20 protein-coding genes and 3 pseudogenes are annotated in these 18,456 nt (G+C 69.1%); 10 read left to right on the top strand and 13 right to left on the bottom strand.

Annotation, left to right across the window (positions count from 1 at the left end):
- The first annotated feature begins 334 nt into the window (after positions 1 to 334).
- Positions 335 to 496, top strand: coding sequence for a hypothetical protein (locus tag OHT61_RS28755; RefSeq protein ID WP_329043464.1), 162 nt, complete (start codon positions 335 to 337; stop codon positions 494 to 496).
- 21 nt (positions 497 to 517) lie between these two features.
- Here OHT61_RS28755 and OHT61_RS28750 read toward each other — a convergent pair whose 3' ends face one another.
- Positions 518 to 841: a hypothetical protein gene (locus OHT61_RS28750; protein WP_329042204.1), complete on the bottom strand. Its 324-nt coding sequence runs from the start codon at positions 839 to 841 to the stop codon at positions 518 to 520.
- A 93-nt stretch (positions 842 to 934) separates the two neighbouring features.
- Positions 935 to 1,318 (bottom strand): hypothetical protein, encoded by a 384-nt coding sequence (locus OHT61_RS28745; RefSeq protein WP_329042202.1) that lies wholly within the window; start codon positions 1,316 to 1,318, stop codon positions 935 to 937.
- Positions 1,319 to 1,391: 73 nt separating this feature from the next.
- On the opposite strand from OHT61_RS28745, the gene OHT61_RS28740 reads away from it, so the two are divergent.
- Positions 1,392 to 2,159 (top strand): transposase, encoded by a 768-nt coding sequence (locus OHT61_RS28740; RefSeq protein WP_329042200.1) that lies wholly within the window; start codon positions 1,392 to 1,394, stop codon positions 2,157 to 2,159.
- A 76-nt stretch (positions 2,160 to 2,235) separates the two neighbouring features.
- On the opposite strand, the gene OHT61_RS28735 is transcribed toward OHT61_RS28740, so the two are convergent.
- Complete coding sequence (locus OHT61_RS28735) at positions 2,236 to 2,775, bottom strand: hypothetical protein (protein WP_329042198.1); 540 nt, start codon at positions 2,773 to 2,775, stop codon at positions 2,236 to 2,238.
- 149 nt (positions 2,776 to 2,924) lie between these two features.
- Between OHT61_RS28735 and OHT61_RS32590 the strand changes: the two are divergent.
- Positions 2,925 to 3,203, top strand: a pseudogene (locus OHT61_RS32590) (hypothetical protein); the annotation flags it as partial.
- Here OHT61_RS32590 and OHT61_RS28725 read toward each other — a convergent pair.
- Positions 3,145 to 3,339: a hypothetical protein gene (locus OHT61_RS28725; RefSeq protein ID WP_329043462.1), complete on the bottom strand. Its 195-nt coding sequence runs from the start codon at positions 3,337 to 3,339 to the stop codon at positions 3,145 to 3,147. The pseudogene OHT61_RS32590 and the gene OHT61_RS28725 overlap by 59 nt on opposite strands.
- A 49-nt stretch (positions 3,340 to 3,388) precedes the next feature.
- A pseudogene (locus OHT61_RS28720) lies at positions 3,389 to 3,961 on the bottom strand (transposase); the annotation flags it as partial.
- 206 nt (positions 3,962 to 4,167) lie between these two features.
- Here OHT61_RS28720 and OHT61_RS28715 point away from each other — a divergent pair.
- The 6 genes from OHT61_RS28715 to OHT61_RS28690 all read left to right on the top strand — a co-directional run bounded on the left by OHT61_RS28715 (position 4,168) and on the right by OHT61_RS28690 (position 8,846).
- Positions 4,168 to 5,145 carry a TIGR03557 family F420-dependent LLM class oxidoreductase gene (locus OHT61_RS28715; RefSeq protein ID WP_329043416.1) on the top strand — a complete coding sequence of 326 codons (978 nt, stop codon included), beginning with the start codon at positions 4,168 to 4,170 and terminating at the stop codon, positions 5,143 to 5,145.
- A gap of 121 nt (positions 5,146 to 5,266) precedes the next feature.
- Positions 5,267 to 6,313 (top strand): acyl-CoA dehydrogenase family protein, encoded by a 1,047-nt coding sequence (locus OHT61_RS28710; RefSeq protein ID WP_329042196.1) that lies wholly within the window; start codon positions 5,267 to 5,269, stop codon positions 6,311 to 6,313.
- Positions 6,310 to 7,080, top strand: a complete 771-nt coding sequence (locus OHT61_RS28705) for a PIG-L deacetylase family protein (RefSeq protein ID WP_329042194.1) — start codon at positions 6,310 to 6,312, stop codon at positions 7,078 to 7,080. Before OHT61_RS28710 ends, OHT61_RS28705 begins: the two co-directional genes overlap by 4 nt.
- Positions 7,077 to 7,694, top strand: a complete 618-nt coding sequence (locus OHT61_RS28700) for an SAM-dependent methyltransferase (RefSeq protein WP_329042193.1) — start codon at positions 7,077 to 7,079, stop codon at positions 7,692 to 7,694. The genes OHT61_RS28705 and OHT61_RS28700 overlap by 4 nt, the downstream gene beginning before the upstream one ends.
- Complete coding sequence (locus OHT61_RS28695; protein WP_329042192.1) at positions 7,691 to 8,455, top strand: glycosyltransferase; 765 nt, start codon at positions 7,691 to 7,693, stop codon at positions 8,453 to 8,455. Before OHT61_RS28700 ends, OHT61_RS28695 begins: the two co-directional genes overlap by 4 nt.
- 22 nt (positions 8,456 to 8,477) lie before the next feature.
- Positions 8,478 to 8,846 carry an aromatic acid exporter family protein gene (locus OHT61_RS28690; RefSeq protein WP_329042191.1) on the top strand — a complete coding sequence of 123 codons (369 nt, stop codon included), beginning with the start codon at positions 8,478 to 8,480 and terminating at the stop codon, positions 8,844 to 8,846.
- Between the two features lie 924 nt (positions 8,847 to 9,770).
- Here the strand turns inward: OHT61_RS28690 and OHT61_RS28685 are convergent.
- Positions 9,771 to 10,007, bottom strand: coding sequence for a DUF2945 domain-containing protein (locus OHT61_RS28685; protein ID WP_329042190.1), 237 nt, complete (start codon positions 10,005 to 10,007; stop codon positions 9,771 to 9,773).
- 203 nt (positions 10,008 to 10,210) lie between these two features.
- Complete coding sequence (locus OHT61_RS28680; RefSeq protein ID WP_329042189.1) at positions 10,211 to 10,798, bottom strand: DUF6328 family protein; 588 nt, start codon at positions 10,796 to 10,798, stop codon at positions 10,211 to 10,213.
- 526 nt (positions 10,799 to 11,324) lie between these two features.
- Here OHT61_RS28680 and OHT61_RS28675 point away from each other — a divergent pair.
- A complete protein-coding gene (locus tag OHT61_RS28675; RefSeq protein WP_329042187.1) occupies positions 11,325 to 11,651 on the top strand; it encodes a plasmid stabilization protein in 327 nt (108 codons plus the stop codon).
- Between the two features lie 40 nt (positions 11,652 to 11,691).
- Here OHT61_RS28675 and OHT61_RS28670 read toward each other — a convergent pair.
- From OHT61_RS28670 to OHT61_RS28645, 6 genes and pseudogenes are all read right to left on the bottom strand, one after another.
- A pseudogene (locus OHT61_RS28670) lies at positions 11,692 to 12,312 on the bottom strand (flavodoxin family protein).
- A 76-nt stretch (positions 12,313 to 12,388) separates the two neighbouring features.
- On the bottom strand, positions 12,389 to 13,276 hold the full coding sequence (locus OHT61_RS28665; protein WP_329042186.1) for an SDR family oxidoreductase: 888 nt from the start codon (positions 13,274 to 13,276) through the stop codon (positions 12,389 to 12,391).
- 190 nt (positions 13,277 to 13,466) lie between these two features.
- Positions 13,467 to 13,673 (bottom strand): hypothetical protein, encoded by a 207-nt coding sequence (locus OHT61_RS28660; protein ID WP_329042185.1) that lies wholly within the window; start codon positions 13,671 to 13,673, stop codon positions 13,467 to 13,469.
- A 45-nt stretch (positions 13,674 to 13,718) separates the two neighbouring features.
- Complete coding sequence (locus OHT61_RS28655) at positions 13,719 to 14,903, bottom strand: alcohol dehydrogenase catalytic domain-containing protein (RefSeq protein WP_329042184.1); 1,185 nt, start codon at positions 14,901 to 14,903, stop codon at positions 13,719 to 13,721.
- A gap of 457 nt (positions 14,904 to 15,360) precedes the next feature.
- Entirely contained in the window at positions 15,361 to 17,709 is a 2,349-nt protein-coding gene (locus OHT61_RS28650) for an ABC transporter permease (protein WP_329042182.1), read from the bottom strand.
- Entirely contained in the window at positions 17,706 to 18,413 is a 708-nt protein-coding gene (locus OHT61_RS28645) for an ABC transporter ATP-binding protein (RefSeq protein WP_329042181.1), read from the bottom strand. The genes OHT61_RS28650 and OHT61_RS28645 overlap by 4 nt, the downstream gene beginning before the upstream one ends.
- Positions 18,414 to 18,456: the final 43 nt, after the last annotated feature.

The raw sequence follows: 18,456 nt of genomic DNA, 5'->3' as shown, positions 1-18,456 counted from the left end.
TGCGGCAGAGGACGTCGGCCGGCGCGCGCATTCGGCAGTTCTGGGTGCCGAAAATCGCGGACCGCGGCCTGAGCCCCGTGACTGGTGCGGTGAGGCGAAGGGTCTGGGTAGCCCACCGACACAGCACCTCTCTCGAAGGATCTGGGGTAATACACTTAATTGACCCGTCAAGCATATCAGACACGTGCAGGAGCCGAACGGGCAGCGCGCCGGCATGGTGAAGGCGTTCAGTCAGGCACGCGGCCACCTCAGTCACCCCAGAGGGCGTCACCAGGCATTCAGGGCAGCAATGAGGGTGTCCGGTGAGGACGTGGTGCCGTCTGCCAGGAATCGGATGCCGTCGCCAGGCGAGGACGGAACCACTCTCCGGGTGTGGGGGCGGGACGCGTGGTGCGCCAACCATCAGCGGCCCAAGCTGGAGCGTTACGACGACACGCTGTTCACCGTCTTCAAGACGATCCACTACGTCGAGCACGCCGAGCTGACCGCGACCTGAGTAATTGTCAATACCTGCGGATCACGGCTGTCCGTTGAGGCCGAGTTTCCTCTTGCCGTAGGGGGAAAAGATCGACGCCCAACCGGTCCAGCCGGCGTGGACCTGGGCGATCTGGGAGGGCAGAGGCATGACGGGGAGCAGATTTCTGCCCTTGGCCCAGTTGGTGAGGAGGCCCTCGGTGGTGTCCACGGCGGAGACGACCATGGTGACCTTCGCGTTGCCGTCGACCCAGGTGTCCCACAACGCCCATCCTTCGGGGCGTGCTTCCACTCCCAGTCGAGCACAGGCATGCGGGTAGGTTTCGTCGGTGCCGATAGGCATAGCCTCGGGCCGGATGAGGGCCACGGCGGCGAGGGGAACCTGCGGGCGCTACGCTTCCTCCTCCAGGCACCCGTCTAAGAGCTGTCCCGTAAGTTGTGGGCGCCCGCGGTTTGGTGATCAGCCGAAGATGATCTCAACGTCTCTGTCCAGGCAGAACTTCATGACGGTGACCAGTTGGCGGGTGCCATCGATGCGTCGTGCGAGAGCGGGGTCGCTGCCATCGTGATGCCGCTCATCGATGATGGCCTCCAGCCGGGGCAGCATGGCCGCGCATTGAGCGGGCGTGAGGTCCGGACCATCGTCATCTGGATGGTCGAGTAGTGGTGTCAGCGGTGTGGAGTCGCTGCTCCACGGGCGGTCTCCATGGAATCCGTGCATCTCAGAGAGGGTGAACCCCTCAGCCTGGGCCAGCCACTCCCGGAACATGTTGAATCCAGTGTAGGACCAGGAGATGTCCGGGCTGGTCACATCGTCGTCTCCTGGGAAGAGCACGAGCCCCATCCTGTTCTCCTTGTTTGTCTGGTGCTCAGGATCGGTCGCGGGGGGCGTGCCAGCAACTGAAATGATCTACCGCATGGTTGGTGTGATCACGGCGTCGCAGTCGTCCTGGATAGCTCCATTCACCGGGCTGACGCCACGAGCACTCGGCAAGTTGGTGACCGCGCTGCGCCGGGAGGGAGCCGACGCGCCGCTCCGAGGTCGGCCCTGGCAGCTCTCGCTGGAGGATCGTGTGTTGCTCGTCGTGTCCTACTGGCGCACGAACTTGACGTTGCGCCAGCTTGGCCCGCTGTTCGGGGTCTCAAAGTCGGCGGCTGACCGGGTCATCGACCATCTGGGCCCGCTCCTGGCGCTCCAGCCTCGGCGGCGCTTCGCGAAGGATGCCGTGCTCATCGTGGACGGCACCTTGGTGCCCACCCGGGACCACACGATCGCGGAAAAGTCCAAGAACTATCGGTATTCCACCAACCACCAGGTCGTTATCGACGCTGATACGCGGCTCGTCGTTGTGGTGGGCCGACCGCTGCCGGGCAACCGTAACGACTGCAAGGCGTGGGAGGAATCCGGGGCCCAGTCCGCCGTGGGCAAGACCACGACATTGGCCGACGGCGGCTATCCGGGCACTGGGCTCGTGATGCCGCATAGACGCCAGGCCGACGAGGATCTGGCCGGGTGGAAGCAGGAGCACAACCGCTCGCACAAACAGGTGCGCGCCCGCGTCGAGCACACGTTCGCACGGATGAAAACGTGGACGATCCTGCGGGACTGCCGACTGAAGGGTGACGGCGTCCACCACGCCATGCTCGGCATCGCCCGCCTACACAACATCAGCCTCGCAGGGTAGAGAGACAGATGTCCCCACGATCAACTGCAACCGCCTCAAGTAAAGATCATTTACGGACTGCCCTTAAGGGGGCTGGTCAAGGCAGGAGCAGTCGGATTGCGGTCCAGGTGAGAAGTTGCTCGCGGGCCGGGCCGGGTGCCAGGTAGTCGACCAGGCTTTCCAGGTGAGCCGTCAGGTTCTTGTGTCGCCGCAGTTCACGGATCTGCTCGGTGGGAAGGTCGCGCCAGCTCTCGGCGATTCCAGCAGCCTGTGGGGGCGTGAAGGCCAATGCGTCGAGTGTGTCGCACGCCAGCGCCTCGGGACTCCAGTCGGTATCCGTGTCGTCGGGGCCCAGACGGTCAATCACCCACATCCGGAGCATGAATTCCTGCTGAGCCAGGCGCGCAGCGCGTCCGTCGGCGTGGTCGAACATGCGTCGGCTCGCGAGCAACGACAGTTTCGCCCACTGGCGACGGACTTTCTGCGGATGGCTGGAGTTGTAAGCATGGCCCAGCGCGGCGACGCGCGCCGTCTCAAGTTGCTGGCCGCAGGCATCATGGATGAACGCCTGCAGCTGGTCGAACGTCCAGGTGCTCAGATCGCCGGCGGGCTCTTCTCGGTGTGTGTCGCTACTCAAGGTCCCCCCTCCTGGTCGTAGGCATGCCCAGGCTGATGGTGGCCTTCTGGGACTTCCGGTCGATCTGCGCGAGCTTATCCTCGGCGCCGGCGAGGCTGACTTTGAGTCCCTCGATCTCGCCGGGCCAGCCTCGCGCTCGGCCTTGGAAAGGCGAAGAGTTGCCCGACTGGAAACAGGCCCACAACAAGTCCCACAAACGTCCGCGCCCGCGTCGAGCACGTCTTCGCCCGCATGAAGACCTTGAAGACTCTCCGCGACTGCCGCCTCAGGGTGCCGGCGTCCACCACGCCACGCTCGGCATCGCCCGCCTCCACAACCTCGCCTTGCCGGACTGGCCATCAGCCACGTCCATGCCCAGCCTGAGATCATTTACGGGACAGCCCTTAGGGGGAAGTGGTAGTGCAGCAGGGCCCTTCCCAGAGCGTTGATACAGCGTTGGAGCGGCCCCTCATCTTCGGTGTCGCCGGCGTACCAATGCTCGCCAGCTGCTGCGGAGGTGACTGCCCTGGCGAGCCGTTCGATCTCCCGCAGATAGTCGAGTTCGGAGAGCTCTGGCCTGGCCATAGAGGCAGTGTCGCATCGTTGCACCTGATCTGTGCACCTGCTTTTCGCGTCAGGCGGCCTGCTCCTGGCGCTCGACCAGGACGCCGTTCTCGAATCGTGCACCGGCGCGGACGAGGGACACCAGGTGGGCTCCGGTGATCGCGCGCCATCGCGCCTGAGCGGATTCGACCAGCTTGAACACCATCGCGAGGGCGGCCGCCGGGCTGCCTGCGCCGCGGGTGACCTTGGTGCGGAGTTTGACCGTGGAGAAGGTCGACTCGATGGGGTTGGTGGTCCACAGGTGGATCCAGTACTCGGCGGGGAAATCGTAGAAGGCGAGCAGTCCGTCCCGGTCCTCGGTGATCTTCGCGACGGCCTTGGGCCACTTGGCGCCGTAGGTCTTCGCGAAGGCTTCGATCGCCTTCTCGGCGTGGGTGCGGTCCTCGGCGTTGCAGATCTCCCGCATCGCCTTCGTCGCGGCGGGCTGCGCGGACTTGGGCAGGCAGTTGGTGACGTTGCGGGCTTTGTGAACCCAGCACCTTTGCGGCCTGGCTGCCGGGAACACCTCGGCGAGCGCCCGCCACAGGCCCATGGCACCGTCGCCAATGACGAGCTCGGGGTCGCGCGTGCCGCGGCGGCGGCAGTCGAAAGGGCGCCGTAGTGATCGGGGCCGGGCCACACGGCACGCTTCCGGCCGGGACGCGGCTCCCGAATCGGACGATACGTCGCGACTAGGTTGTGAGCGGAAAGCCTGGGCACGCGAAGGCAGGCAGGCGATGGTGCTTGCTCTCGCGTGCCCGCCCTTAACAGGTGTGGTGTTTCTGAAACCCGCGCAAGGAGTCGATGGCTGTGCAAATCGGGTACAAACTTTCAGCTGAGGCCTTCGGTCCGAGGGAATTGGTGCGTCAGGCCGTCATGGCCGAGCAGGCCGGTTTCGACTTCGTGGAGATCAGTGATCACTACCACCCTTGGCTGGACAGTCAGGGGCACTCGCCTTTTGCGTGGACGGTGCTCGGCGCCATCGCGGCCCGGACCGATCGAATCGGATTGGCAACGGGGGTGACCTGTCCGACGGTGCGTTATCACCCGGCGATCATCGCGCAGGCCGCGGCGACTCTGGCTCTCCTGTCCGACGGGCGCTTCACTCTGGGGCTGGGGTCGGGCGAACGGCTCAACGAGCACGTGGTGGGCCTCGGCTTCCCGGACACGGTAAGCACCAGGCAGGACATGCTGCGTGAAGCCATCGAGATCATCAGGCTGTTGTGGCGGGGAGGTTATCGGTCGTACGACGGCAAGCACCTTCGGCTGTCCGACGCCCGTGTATTCGACCTGCCCGACTCCCTGCCCCTCATCGCTGTGGCCGCGGGAGGGGAGCGTGCAGCCGTCCTGGCTGCGGAGCTCGGGGACGGGCTCTTCGCGACGGAGGACCGTCCCGAACTCGTCGACGAGTACCGGGCCGCGGGCGGGACCGGGCCCCGGTACGCCGAGGTTCCGGTCGCTTGGGCACCGGAGGAGGAGACCGCGGCGCGGGCTGCCCTCGAAACCTCCCGATGGGCGTTGAGCGGGTGGAAAGTCATGAGCGAATTGCCGAATCCGGTGAATTTCGACGCGGCTACGACCACGGTGCGGATCGAGGACATCACGGAGAAATTCGCGTGCGGCCCGGACCCCGCTCGCCATGTCGCGGCGGTACAGCGCTACCTGGATGCGGGATTCGACCGGGTCGTGATGCAGAACGCCGGCCCGGACCCCGAGGGCTTCATCGATTTCTACAGCCGTGAGCTCGACGGACGCCTCCGCGGCCTTCGCGCGCAACACCGGTCCTAAGGGCTGCCCCGTCTTCAGGGCGCCGCGTCCTCCCTCGCACGCCGGCCCGGCCCGCACGAACGTCGCGAGAGCTTTCTCGACGGATGGAACACCCCGAAAACCAGAGCGAAAGGACGTCCTCGTGACAGGCAATTCCGAACGGCGCATTGTCGTGCCGGAAAACCTTGCACCTCCAGACCGCGCCGGAGACTTCGAAGCACGTGCCCTGCGGGCGGAGACCTCGGGGCGTTTCACCGAGGCGGTCGCCGCGATGGAAAGCGGGCGCCTGCACTTCCCACTGCCCGGTAACGGCAGCACAGCCGACCGTTTCGCCGCCTTGCGCGCGGTGGCAGAGGATGATCTGTGCCTAGCCCGGCTGGTGGAGGGACATGTCGACGCTGTGGCGATCCTCGCCGAGCTCGATGGTCCTTCTGCGGAGTCGGGCAGCCGCTGGGGCGTGTGGGCTGCGGAACCTCCGGGTGAAGGTCTGTCGGCGACCCGTCGGCCGGGCGGCGGGTGGTCGGTCAGTGGACTCAAGCAGTACTGCTCGGGGGCGCACAGTTGCACGCACGCCTTGGTCACCGCACGTGCTGAGGAGGGCCGACGTCTTTTCGCCGTCGCCCTGAGCGACGCTTCCTACGAACCGGTCGAGGGGACGTGGCGCGCACTGGGCATGGCCGGCTCGGACACGCCGGATGTGCGCTTCCACGAGGCGCCGGCCGAACCCGTCGGAGGCGTCGAGGATTACGTGAACCGGCCCGGCTTCCAGCACGGAGGCATCGGCGTGGCCGCCTGCTGGCTCGGCGGAGCCCACGCGGTGGCGCGTCCGCTGCATGCGGCGGCGGCGCGCGGGAACGACCCGCACACCAGAGCGCACCTCGGCGCGGTGGACGTCGACCTGCATGCGGCAGGACTGACCCTGGAGGCGGCGGCGACCGCGATCGACAGCGACCCCCTGGACGCCAAGGGCGAGGCCCGGCTGCTGAGCCTGCGCGTCCGGGCACTCATCGAGGCTGCCTGCCGTCGCGCACTGGACCACGTCGGACGCGCCACCGGTGCGGGACCTCTGTGCCACGACCAACGGCACGCGCGCAACGTCGCCGACCTCACCGTGTACATCCGTCAGCACCACGCGGAGCGAAATCTCGCCGAGCTCGGCACCCTCCTCAGCGAGCGTGAGGGCCTGTGAGCGCACGTCCCGACGATCCGTCCGGCTACGCGGATCCGATCCAGGCCCCCGGCACCGCGGAGGGTCTCTGGGCGACGTGGCCGGGCTGGGGTGCCATGCGTGAGTATCCGCTTCCGTCCTCCGGGAGGGTGGTGGTCGTGGCCGCACACCCGGACGACGAGGTACTCGGCTTCGGTGGCACCCTCGCCCTGCTGTCGGACCTCGGGCACCCGCTGACCGTCGTGGCGGTGACGGACGGCGAGGCCTCTCATCCTCACAGCGCAGTGCTCAGGCCTCGTGAGCTCGCCGCCATCCGCTCGGAGGAGACCCGGACCGCTCTGGGCAGGCTGGGGGCCGGCCACGCCGACGTGGTGCGGCTGAACATCCCCGACTCCCGGGTGGCACAGCACGAGGACGATCTGCGTACGGCGCTTCTTCCGCTGTGCCGCGGCGCCGCTCTCGTCGCCGCCCCGTGGACGGGTGACGTGCACAGCGACCACGAGGCAGCGGGCCGCGCCGCGCGAGCAGCGGCCGAAGAGGCTGACGTACCCCTGGTCGAGTACCCGGTATGGCTGTGGCACTGGGCCGAACCGGGTGATCCGCGCGTGCCCTGGAGCCGGGCTGCGCAACTCCCGCTCAGCCCCGAAGTGCAGGTGCGCAAGCGGCATGCCATCGACGCGTTCGCCTCGCAGATCCTGCCTCTCGGGCCGGGGGCGCAGGATGCGGCGATTCTGCCGCCCGAGGAGATCGCCCATCATCTGCGTCCGCGCGAGGTGGTGTTCCGGTGAGCACTCCGGCCGGATACTTCGAAGAGATGTACCGGGGCAGCAGGGATCCGTGGCGACTCCAGGAGCGCTGGTACGAACAACGCAAGTACGCGCTGACCGTGGCCTCGCTTCCACGGCCGCACTACCGACGCGCCTTCGAACCCGCCTGCTCCGTAGGGCAGCTGACCCGCCTTCTCGCTGGGAGGTGCGACGAACTGATCGCCGCCGATCGGATCGAATCCGCCGTCGCCACCGCCCGCCGTCACACAGCGGACCTCGGCCATGTCGAGGTGACCCGTCTCACCGTGCCGCATGAGTGGCCCGAGGGCACGTTCGATCTCATCGTGTTCTCCGAGCTCCTCTACTATTTCGACGAGCGGCGACTGGACGAACTCCTGTCACGGGCCACCGGCTCACTCGACGTCGGCGGGACCCTGGTGACGGTGCACTGGAACCATCCGGTGCAGGAGCACTTGTACACCGGTGCTCAGCTGGCCGAACGGCTGTCGCGTGAACCGGGGCTGCTCCTGGGCGTGGACCACGCGGAGGAGGATTTCGTTCTGCAGACATTCAGCCGGGTTCTGCCGGGCGAGGCCCCTCCCCCCTCCCCTGCCGGGTTCGAGGGACTTCTGTGACGGGTCTCGCCGCCATCGCCGTGGTGATCCCCGCGCACGACGAAGAGACCTTCCTTCCGGCGGCCCTCGCCTCTGTCCGCACAGCGGCACGGCATCCGGCCGTCAGGGCGTCCAGGCTCCTTGTGGTGGTCGCTGCCGACGCCTGCACCGACCGGACGTACGAGGTGGCCCGGCAGGGGGGCGCCGTGGTCGCGACGCTCGATGCGCGCAGCCCGGGGGAAGCCAGAGCCGCGGGCTCGCGGCTGGCTCTGAGTGCCCTCGGCCTGGACCCTGCCACCGTGTGGATCGCCTCCACCGACGCGGACAGCGAGGTTCCGACCGGCTGGCTCGCCCATCAACGTGCCTGTGCGGAACGCGGCTGGGACGCGGTGGTCGGCACGATCCGACCGCAAGGGTGGCCCCCCGCGCTCGCCGATGTGATCGGTGACCATGTGCGTGCCTATGCGACAGCCGGCGGCGAGGGGCAGCCCTCAGGTCTTCACCCGCATGTCCACGGGGCGAATCTGGGTGTGCGAGCGGATGCTTATCTACGGGTCGGCGGATTCCCCGCCCTCACGGCAGGAGAGGATCACGCGCTGGTCGCCGCCCTGCAGGCGCATGGATACCAGGTCCTGCGGACCAGGCGCTTCCCGGTTCTCACCTCTGCGCGTCTGGCCGCCCGGGCACGGGGCGGGTACGCAGACCACCTTGCCCAGCTCGTGAGGGACGCACGGCCGTCGCACCCGACCGTGCTCAGCGAGGACCGGGCCGCACCGCACTGATGAAGGCCGAGGACGGACGGAGGTGGAGGCCATCTCGGAGAATACGAAGGCCCGGGCAGGAGTGCCGGGGAAGCTGCGAGCCGCGGCGCAGTGGTGGCACCGCGCTGTCACTGGCGGCGGCGAGGAGCGGAACACTCTGCTCGTGATCGGCAAGAGCACCTTTGCCGCCACCCTGAGCTGGGCGATCGCGGCCGATGTCCTTGACGCCCACTCGCCGGCGTTCGCTCCGTTCTCCGCTGTGTTGATCATGCAGGTGACCGTCTACCGCTCCCTCGTACAGTCGCTGCGCTACGTCGCCGCGGTGGTGGCGGGTGTCATGGTGCAGGCTGCCCTCGGCTTGTTCGCAGGCCCCGAACTGCTGACGTTCGCGCTCGGGCCCTCATCGCCCTGACGATCGGACGCTGGCCGGTCCTGGGCGCCCAAGGATCGCAGGTCTCCACGGCGGCCTTCTTCGCCTTCGCGACCTACACCGCGTCCGCGGGGAGCTCCGAGCGCTTCATGCGGCTCGGGGAGATCGTGGTGCTCGTGCTGATCGGATGTGCCACCGGTACCGCGGTCAACGTCCTCATCGCCCCGCCGCTGCGCTATCGCAGCGCCGAGTACGGCATCCGCAACCTCGCCGGCACTCTCTACGGGCTCCTCGCCGACATGCATCCCGTGCTCTCGCAGCGGGTCCCGGATCAGGAGACGACCGCCGGATGGCGGGCCCGCGCAGCGCACACCGGCCAGATGATCGAGCAGGCCCGGTCAGGAATCGAAACGGCCAAGGAAAGCACACTTCTCAACCCGCGGCGCATGATGCGCCGCTACCGCGGTCACCCTGGTTTCGCAGGCTACGATGCCGTGCTGGACGCACTGGAACGCACGCTGCACCAGGTGGCCGGCCTCACCCGCGCCCCCGATCAGTCACGCGAGCTGGGGGACGCCGGCAGACCTCTCCTGCAGCGCTACGGGGCGTTCCTCGAAGCCACCGGCGAGGCCGCCGCGGTATTGACGACGCTCGACGAGACGACCCTGTTCCAGCAAGCCAAGCGACTGGAACGCCTCACCCGGGAAGCCGAGTCGCACCGCGCCGAGGTCCGTCGAGGAGGCCGGACGGCTGGCCCTGTCTCCTGCCGATCCCACTGTCCCGTACGGCATCCTCGTCACCGAAGCAGGGCGGCTGACGGAAGAGTTCAGATACACCTCCGACGTCCTCCTCGAAGCCGCCGAGCGTGGCCGGCGACGACTCCGCCGGAGCCCGGAGTCAGCTGCCGGCGATCCGCACGCGCCCGGCCGCCAGGGACCGCTGGGGAAAGAGTGCCCCCTCCCCCGCTCACGAGCCGCCGTCCTTCTTGCGCAGCGACTCGGGTTTGTGGGCGGCGGACCTGCCGGTCTTGTCGCTCTTCACCTTGTACTGCGGCTCGTCCTCGGAGGCGTCCACGGTCCGGCCGGCAGCCTTGGTCCGCTTCGTGAGCTTCCGCTCGACCGTGCCTTCGACCTCCTGGCCGTGGCTCTTCCATGTGACGCTGTCGCCAGTGGACAACCTCTTGTTCTTGCCCTTGCCGGCCATCGGGCCACCTCTCTCGCGTCCCACGCCGGGATGCGGCGCACGGTCTCCGCCAGCATCACCCGTACGCTGCACTCCCGCACGTGGACCGCGCGCGCACGTCGCCCGCGAGCGGGCAGGCGCCGCCGGGCTGTTGACCGTCGCCGAGGCCTTGCGGCCTTCGGCCGGACTGCAAGGGTGGGCCGCCATCAGAGCGGCTTCGGCGCTCAGCCCCGCAGGTCGTCCGAGCCGCCTCTCGCGGGCGTCCTTGCCTGGTCTCCGACCGCTCCCTCGCCGTGGTCCCGGGCAATGGCCCAGAGCGGGAAGACGAACCAGCAGACGGCGAACCACAGCGCCATCACGCCCACGAGCCACAACGCCACGACGCTGTGCAGCGCCACCCGCAGGATGAGCAGCAGGGTGCTGCACATCGTGCAGAACAGGAGGCCGAGCCCGAGTTTCGTCAGGCGCGAGGCCCAGGTCACCGTTCGTGCCTTCATCCGCCGGCCGGTGAGGAGCCGGTGGTAGGACACGGGACCGATCAGGGCCGCCGCGGTCGCGGATCCCAACATGACCGTCACCACGTAGATGTCGCGGTCGACGGTTGAGAGATCGGCGAACCGGGGCTGGAAGACCACCGCGAGCAGGAATCCGAACAGGATCTGGACGCCCGTCTGCGCCACCCGGAGCTCCTGGAGGAGGTCACCCCACCGCCGGTCGGCCCGCTCCTCCTCGGACTCGCGCCGGCCACTGTGCGGGTTCACCGCGATGCCGTCTCTCTCGCCGTCACCCTCGGCCGCCGGTGTCCGGCCCATTGACGCCTCCCCCGGCTCGAACGCACGAGCTGCTGCAACTTCGCCCGGCTGCGCGTCGAATTCTTGGCCACGCGTCGCCGGGCAGCGACGTGGAGAACCCGCCAGGGAAGGACATCACGGTGGCGGCGAACCCGCGACCGGAGAACGGGTGGGAGGTGGGCGACTTCTTGGGCGTGCACCTGCGCGCCGACTGTCTTCCCGCCCACGACGAGCCCAGCGCGCTTCGGCCTCGGCAAACCCGAGGCGAAAGCAGCTGGCGGGAACCACGGCCTGCCCGTACCGAGCGTCAGGGCATGGCATCGCCACAAACGCCGTTCGAGCCCGATCCCGCGCCCCGTATCCCGGCTCGGGCTCCCGCTGCTCCCCTGGCACGGCGTGCGCCCTGAGCGGAGAAGCTCGCGGCCTCCGGGTAGCGAGCGCCGGCCGTACGGCGTGCACTGGAACCGCGGGAGTAACACGCACCGCGGTGAGCACCCGATGGATACGGCGTCGGTACGTGCCGACGCCGCACGGAAGGAGAACGACGATGCCGGCAGGTTCGAGCCCCAAGCGCGAACGGCAGTACGAGCACGTCAAGGACAGTGCGCGAGAGCATGGTGCCTCCGCCGAGCGCGCGAAGGAGATCGCGGCACGTACGGTCAACAAGGAACGGGCCCGTGCGGGTGAGTCCAGGGAAGCAAGCAAGGCGTCCCTGCGGGATAAGAAGTCCGCCTCGCAGCGCGGGGGTGAGCGTTCGCACCGCGGCCCCGTGAGCCCCACTCGGGATCAGCTCTACGAAGAGGCCAAGAGGCGCCACGTCCAAGGCCGATCCTCGATGAACAAGGAGCAGCTCCGCAAAGCCCTCGGCCACTGAGCCGCGACGCGGACCGGCCGCCGGCGCCCTCGCACGGACATCAGGAGTCGGCGGAGGGCGCCGCGGCCGGTGCCGGGTACGGGTGGTCGGCCAGTCGGCGAGCCGGCTGGACCGCGTTCGCGACCAGCGTCTTCGTGGTCGAGGCGACGGCGTCCGGAGTCCGGTCCAGGTCCTGGCAGTCGGTGCCCTGCATGGCCTCACCGACCCAGTACGTGACGGCCCCGGGCGCCAGGGAGAAGCCGATGTCGTTCAAGCCCTGGAACACGTCGGCGCTCACCTTGTGCGCCCCGTCCTCGTTGCCGACGACAGCTACCGCCGCGACCTTGCCGTAGGTGTGCGGGCGGCCCTGACCGTCGGACTCGGGGGATCCGGCGTTGAGGCGTTCCAGAACCCTCTGGCAGACGCTGGAGCGGTGGCCGAGCCGGATGGGGGTGGCGATCGGAAGGATGTCGGCGGCGAGGACCTCCCGCAGGACGGGCCGGGCGTCGCCGTCGCCCATGTCCGTTCCGGTTCCCGGGCCGACGTCGTGATCGGCGACCCGGATGGTCTCGCCCTGTACGTCGTGGTGGGCGAGCTGGGCCACGACCTGTCAGGCGAGATGGTGACTGCTGGAAGGGGCGGGCGAAGCGTTCAGGGTGCAGACCAGGGCGAGTGCGCGCATGGTGTGGCTCTCTCCTTCGCGATGAGGCGAGGTGTCGGCTCCGACGGGTCCGTGGGGCCGGTGATCTCCTCACGCGTCAAGGGAGCGGTGTGCCCCCGGTCGCGTTCATGATCTCGCCGGTGATGAACGAAGCGTTGTCGGAGGCGAGGAACACGTATGCGGGCGCCATCTCCGCGGGCTGAGCGGGGCGGCCCAGCGGACTTTGTTTGCCGAACTCGGCGGTGTCGGGCATCGTCGCCGGAATGAGGGGCGTCCATACCGGCCCCGGGGCGACCGCGTTGACGCGGATGCCGTCGGAGGCGAGCATCTGGGCCAGCCCTTGGGTGAAGGTCGCGATCGCGCCCTTGGTCATCGCGTAGTCGAGCAGATGAGGGCTCGGCTTGTACGCCTGCACCGACGTGGTGTTGATGATCGAGCCCCCGGCCGGAATGTGCGGCAGCGCGCTCTTGCACAGCCAGAACATCCCGTAGAGGTTGGTGCGTACGACACGGTCGAACTGTTCGGTCGAGATGGCGGAGATCCCGTCGGGCTGGGACATCTGGTAGGCGGCGTTGTTGACCAGGATGTCGATCCGGCCGAACTCGGATACGGCCCGTTCGACGAGCGAGCGACACTGCTTCTCGTCCCGGATGTCGCACAGGACGGGCACCGCGCTGCGGCCCGCTTCCTCCACCAGGCGGACGGTCTCCCCTGCCTCTTCCTCCTCTTCGGCCAGGTGGGTGAACAACACGTCCGCGCCTTCCCGCGCGAAGGCCAGAGCGACGGCGCGGCCGATGCCCGAGTCACCACCCGTGATCACCGCCTTGCGGTCCACGAGCAGGGCGGAGCCCCGGTAGGAATCCTCACCGTGGTCCGGTGGCGGGTCCATGGGACCGGTCCATCCGGGGTGGGCCTGGTCCTGCTGGGGAAAGTCGGGCCGGGGATGGGCCCGGGTCGGGTCCTGCGCTCGTTCATCGCTCACCATGGCTGTACCTCCTGTGCCGGGCGGGACGCGATCGGTCTCGCCTCTTCTCGGTCGCTGAGTGCAGGTGGACCCGTCGCCTGCGTGCGCGGCGCGGCAGGTCAGCCGATCTTCCGGCCGGTCAGAGGCGCGGCGTCTTCCGCCGCGCCCTTGCGTACGCCTCGCAACGGCCAGTCGGTAGGCCTCTGCGGCGTCATCGGTCGGCGCTGTCGGCCCGCGCAAGATCGACGGTGTCCCAGTCGGCCTTCGCGATCGTCAGCGACGGGTCTTCTGCGGGCCGGCGCGAGAACCGAGGCGACGCCAGGACCGCCTGCCACGCGGCGACCACGCTGGTCCCCGCATTCCCGGTGGCCCCCGTGGCGACCACTCGTTTGCCCGGCCTCAGCCCATCGCTGTTCACCGGTCCATCCCCTCCCGTCCTGCCTGCCCGTGACCGGCGGCGCCGTCACGGGACAAGAAGCGTCTTGATCATGCCGTCGGCCTTCTTCTGGAACGTCGCGTACGCCTGCGGCCCGTCTTCAAGGGGCAGGTGGTGCGTGGCGAAGGAGTCCACGCCCAGCGGATCGCCGTCGACCAGCAAAGGCAACAGGTCGTCCACCCAGCGCTTGACGTTGGCCTGGCCCATGCGGAGCTGGATCTGCTTGTCGAACATGGTCAGCAGCGGCATCGGGTCGGCCGACCCTCCGTAGACTCCGGAGACGGAGACGGTGCCGCCCCTGCGCACCAGGTCGATCGCCGTGTGCAGGGCGGCGAGCCGGTCGATGCCCGCCTTCTCCATCAGGCTCTGGGCGACGGCGTCGGGCAGGAGTCCGACCGCCGCATGCGCGGCCTTGGCCAACGGTGCGCCGTGCGCCTCCATGCCGACCGCGTCGATCACCGCGTCCGTTCCTCGCCCCTGCGTCAGGTCACGGACGGCGCTGCCGAGGTCCTTGCCGTATCGACGGAGGTCGAGACACGTGGCTCCGTAAGCGCTGACCCTGTCGAGACGCTCGGGGACCATGTCCACACCGATGACAAGACCGGCGCCTCGATGGAGGGCGATCCGGGCAGCCATGGCTCCGATCGGTCCCAGCCCGAGAACCGTGACGCTACCGCCGGGCGGGATGTCCGCGTACTCGACGGCCTGCCAGGCCGTCGGCAGCACATCCGAGAGATAGACGAAACGGTCGTCCGACGGCCCGTGGGGCACCTTGATCGGCAGGGCGTTCCCGAAGGGAACCCGCAGGTACTCGGCCTGTCCCCCGGGTACCTGGCCGTAGAGCTTGGTGTACCCGAACAGTGCGGCGCCGGTGCCACGTTCACGGACTTGGGTCGTCTCGCACTGGGAGTGCAGCCCCTGTGCGCACATGTAGCAGTGTCCGCAGGAGACGTTGAACGGAATGACCACCCGGTCGCCCGGGGCCACGGCGGTCACCTCGGGCCCGACTTCCTCCACGATGCCCATCGGCTCGTGGCCGAGAATGTCCCCCGGATCGAGGTACGGGCCCAGCACCTCGTAGAGATGCAGATCCGACCCGCAGATACCCGTCGAGGTGACCTTGACGATGATGTCCGTCCGGTCCCGGATCTGCGGATCCGGAACGGTCTCCACCCGCACGTCACGTTTTCCCTGATAGGTCAGTGCCCGCATGATCCCGCTCCGTCCTCCGCCGACAACCGCCAACGAGTGTGCCGCGTGCCCCCTGCTTCCCCGGCGAAACACGCAGGGCGCCCTGTCGGCCGGCACGTGAGCAACCCGTTTGCTGTCGCCCGGCCGACCGCAGAGGGTGTCAAGGGTGGAGGTGCGTCACAGTCGACGGCCGTACGGAGGTGCGCGGCGGTTCTCCGTGAGTTCAGCGGTCCGCCATCAGGGGTGATCGTGTGCGTGCCGCTAGGACCAACGGGAGTCGGGCGGCGCACGGACCGGCGGGCGGGCGGGCGACGGTGGTCACAGCCTCATCGAACCGATCGCTGTCCTGGCGGGGCAGGCGCTGCTTCGCGGCGGGATCGGGGATGGGATGACAGGGCCTCGGTCGCCGTGGCCGGAGGACCGGCCCCCCTCTCTCCTCGCGGTGAGGGCCGGTGGCACGAACTCTGGACTCGACCTCCTACTCGGTGCGCAGGGCCGTGGCGGTCCGGGTCCTGGCAGCCCAGCCGGCAGGCATGAGTGCGCCGAGTACGCCGATGAGCAGGCCGCCGAGCGTGAGCAGGAGCAGTTCGGTGCCGTGATAGACGGCGAGGACGGAATCGGGCAGCCTCAACTCCACACTGTCGCCCATCGCGGGCAGGACCCAGCCGTGGAGGGCTACCCCCAGCGGCACACCCAGGGCGCTCGCGACCAGGCCGGTCACGACGACCGAGGTGAGGACCATCGTGAGGCTCTGTCGGGGGGTCATGCCGAGTGCCTTGTGGACACCGATCTCCCGCACCCGCTCGCGGGTATCGAGCAGCACACCGTTGAGCACACCGAGCGCGGCGACGGCGACGAGCATCAGTGTGAGCATCGCCGACAGCGCCTTGAGCGTGACGACCATGTCGCCTCCGGCGTCGAGGCCGCCGGCCTGAGCGGTGGCCCCCCGCGGTGCCAGATCCTTGTTCAGCGCGGTGACGTAGGCGGCGACGTCAGTGCCTGATGCGACCGCGATGTGATGGCTCGTATCCGTAATGTCGGGGTGTGCGGCGGCGAGGGTCGCGACGTCGGTGAAGACCTGCATGCCGGAATTGCGGGGGTCGAGGACTTCCCCGACGACCCGGGCCGTGACCGGCTCGGCCAGGCCGTTCAAGGTGATGCTGTCGCCGATGTGGGTGCCGGTGGCGGTCAGGAACGGGGTGGGGACCACGGCCTCGCCGGGCCTGTCGATCCAGCGTCCCGCGACCATCGTGTAGCCACCCCACGACGCGTCGCCGGTGAAGGCGACCACGTCGACGGTGCCGGTCAGTCCGGACACGGTCGAGCGCACCGTCGAAGCGCGGTAGTACTTACCGGTTCCAGGGGTGGCTTCGACGGCCTCTGCGACCGCGGCCGGATCGGCCTTGGGCTGCTTGCTGCCGCCGGGGGGCTGGGGACCGAAGTCCGGCATGGGCGCGGGCACGGTGACATCGGCGACGTCGTGGGCCTTGGCGTCCATCACGTTGCCGAGGGTGGCGGCCATCCCCACGGTGAACGTGGCAGCGACGGCGCCGAACAGGATCGTCGTGCCCATGGCGAGCGCGCGGGCGGGCCGCGCGAAGGGCCTGGCCAGGCCCAGGGCCACCGGCCGGGGCAGCGGCAACCATCCGGCCAGCCGGACGGCCCACCGGCCGCGCTCCGCCGAAACGGCCCGCCCGACGGCGAGCGCCTCGACCGTACGCAGCCGTCCCGCCCGCCACGCACTCCCCCAGGCGGTGGCCGTCACCAGTCCGAGCACCCCGGCGATCACCGTCAGATCGACCCAGGGAGCGATGGCCGGCAACGAGGAGCCGTAGACCTCCTCCGTCTCGGCCATCACAGGGACGGCGAGCAGGTGGCCGGCGAGGACGCCGAGACCCGTACCGACGCCGGCAGGGACCAGTGCCTGACCGATGTAGGCACGCACGACCTGGGCCGGGGTGAAGCCGACGGCCTTGAGGATGCCGATGCGGCGCGTTGCCGTCCCCACGGCTGACGCCACGACGTTGCCGACGATGAGCGCCGACATGACCAGGCCCAGGGTGCCGAACGCGATGAGGAACGGGACGTAGAGGGCGGTGTCGCGCTCGGCGTCCTTCCTGACGGTGAGCCAGGACTGTTTGCCGACGGCCGCCCCCGGCACCAGTGACCGCGTCACGGCTTCGCCGCCGGCGGTGACCTGCGCGGCGGTACCCGCGTTCGTGAAGCGGTAGAGCATCTGGTACCCGCCGCTGCCGGACGAGGTGAGCGCGGGCATCTGAGCCGGCTCCACCCAGGCGTCGGCGGTCCGCGTGACCGAGCGGGCGACACCGACCACGGTGAGGGTCGGTTCGCCGGGCAGACGAGTGAAGGTCACCTGCCTGCCCAGGGTGGGGATGAGCGGGGAGTCGACGGACAGCACGATCTCGCCGGCACGTGCGGGCCACCGGCCGCCGACCAGTGCCACCTCGTCCACGTCCCGTCCGGGATCGGAGCGGCCGACCACGGTCATCGGCCAGCCGGGGCCCTCCTCGTCCGCCCGAGGGGTGACGGTCGACGTGCGGAACGGTCCGGCCGCACTGCTCACCCCTGCGCTGTCCCTGGACTTCGACAGTTGTGCCGCGCTCACCTTGCCCGCGTCGAATTCGACGGACAGATGTGCGCCACGCTGCTGGGCGAAGGCGTCGTCGAAGGGCGCGCTGGAGATCACCAGCAGCGAACCGCCCAGGACGGAGGCGGCCACCGCCATCGCCGCGGCGAGCCCGATCACCAGCGACTGCACCCGGCGCCGTCCCACCCCGGAGCGCACCACTTCAGCGAGCGCGCTCAACGGACGGCCTCCGTGGCGGCCGCCCGCGGCGGGACGTCCTCGGTCAACCGGCCGTCGGCGATCTCGACCCGACGCTGCGTGCAGGAGCGGGCCAGTGACAGGTCGTGGGTGACCACGACGAGGGTCTGGCCTTCGGCGTTGAGGTCCGCCAGCAGCCTGCTGACGTCCTGTCCCGCGGCCGTGTCCAGGGCTCCGGTCGGCTCGTCGGCCAGCAGCAGGGGCGGCCGGTTCATCAGCGCCCGGGCCACCGCGACGCGCTGCCGTTCGCCGCCGGAAAGCCGCCCCGGGTACGCGCCGGCGTGCCGGTCGATACCGAGGTTCTCCAGGAGCTCCGCCGCCCGCCGACGTGCCTCGGCCCGTGCCACCCCTGCCAGGCGTGCCGGCAGAGCGACGTTGTCGGCGACGGTCAGATCGTCGAGCAGGTTGAAGAACTGGAAGATCATGCCGATCTTCGAGCGACGGTAGAGAGCGGAGCCGGACTCCCCCAACTCGTCCACGCGCACCCCGTCCACGGTGACGGTCCCTGTGTCCGGCCGGTCCAGGCCCGCGATCAGATTGAGCAGCGTCGACTTGCCGCTGCCGGAAGGGCCGAGGACCGCGACGGCCTCGCCCCGCCGCACGGTCAGCGACACCTCATGCAGGGCGGGAGGGCCGTCGTCGTACCGGCGGCTTGCCCCCCGCAGTTCGATCACTGGCACGGTCATCAACGGCTCCTTGCGTACGGTCAGCGGGTTGTGGGCGTTGCCT

It is taken from the genome of Streptomyces sp. NBC_00178 (assembly GCF_036206005.1).
GTDB lineage: Bacteria > Actinomycetota > Actinomycetes > Streptomycetales > Streptomycetaceae > Streptomyces.
This window is presented reverse-complemented; position numbering and strand designations above follow the sequence as displayed.

Excerpts from the sequence above, each read along its gene's own strand:
- OHT61_RS28680 (WP_329042189.1), bottom strand. The coding sequence starts at position 10,798 with ATGGGCCGGACACCGGCGGCCGAGGGTGACGGCGAGAGAGACGGCATC.
- OHT61_RS28685 (WP_329042190.1), bottom strand. The coding sequence starts at position 10,007 with ATGGCCGGCAAGGGCAAGAACAAGAGGTTGTCCACTGGCGACAGCGTC.
- OHT61_RS28645 (WP_329042181.1), bottom strand. The coding sequence starts at position 18,413 with ATGACCGTGCCAGTGATCGAACTGCGGGGGGCAAGCCGCCGGTACGAC.
- OHT61_RS28675 (WP_329042187.1), top strand. The coding sequence starts at position 11,325 with ATGCCGGCAGGTTCGAGCCCCAAGCGCGAACGGCAGTACGAGCACGTC.
- OHT61_RS28740 (WP_329042200.1), top strand. The coding sequence starts at position 1,392 with ATGGTTGGTGTGATCACGGCGTCGCAGTCGTCCTGGATAGCTCCATTC.
- OHT61_RS28655 (WP_329042184.1), bottom strand. The coding sequence starts at position 14,903 with ATGCGGGCACTGACCTATCAGGGAAAACGTGACGTGCGGGTGGAGACC.
- OHT61_RS28725 (WP_329043462.1), bottom strand. The coding sequence starts at position 3,339 with ATGGCCAGGCCAGAGCTCTCCGAACTCGACTATCTGCGGGAGATCGAA.
- OHT61_RS28745 (WP_329042202.1), bottom strand. The coding sequence starts at position 1,318 with ATGGGGCTCGTGCTCTTCCCAGGAGACGACGATGTGACCAGCCCGGAC.
- OHT61_RS28665 (WP_329042186.1), bottom strand. The coding sequence starts at position 13,276 with ATGGTGAGCGATGAACGAGCGCAGGACCCGACCCGGGCCCATCCCCGG.
- OHT61_RS28755 (WP_329043464.1), top strand. The coding sequence starts at position 335 with ATGCCGTCGCCAGGCGAGGACGGAACCACTCTCCGGGTGTGGGGGCGG.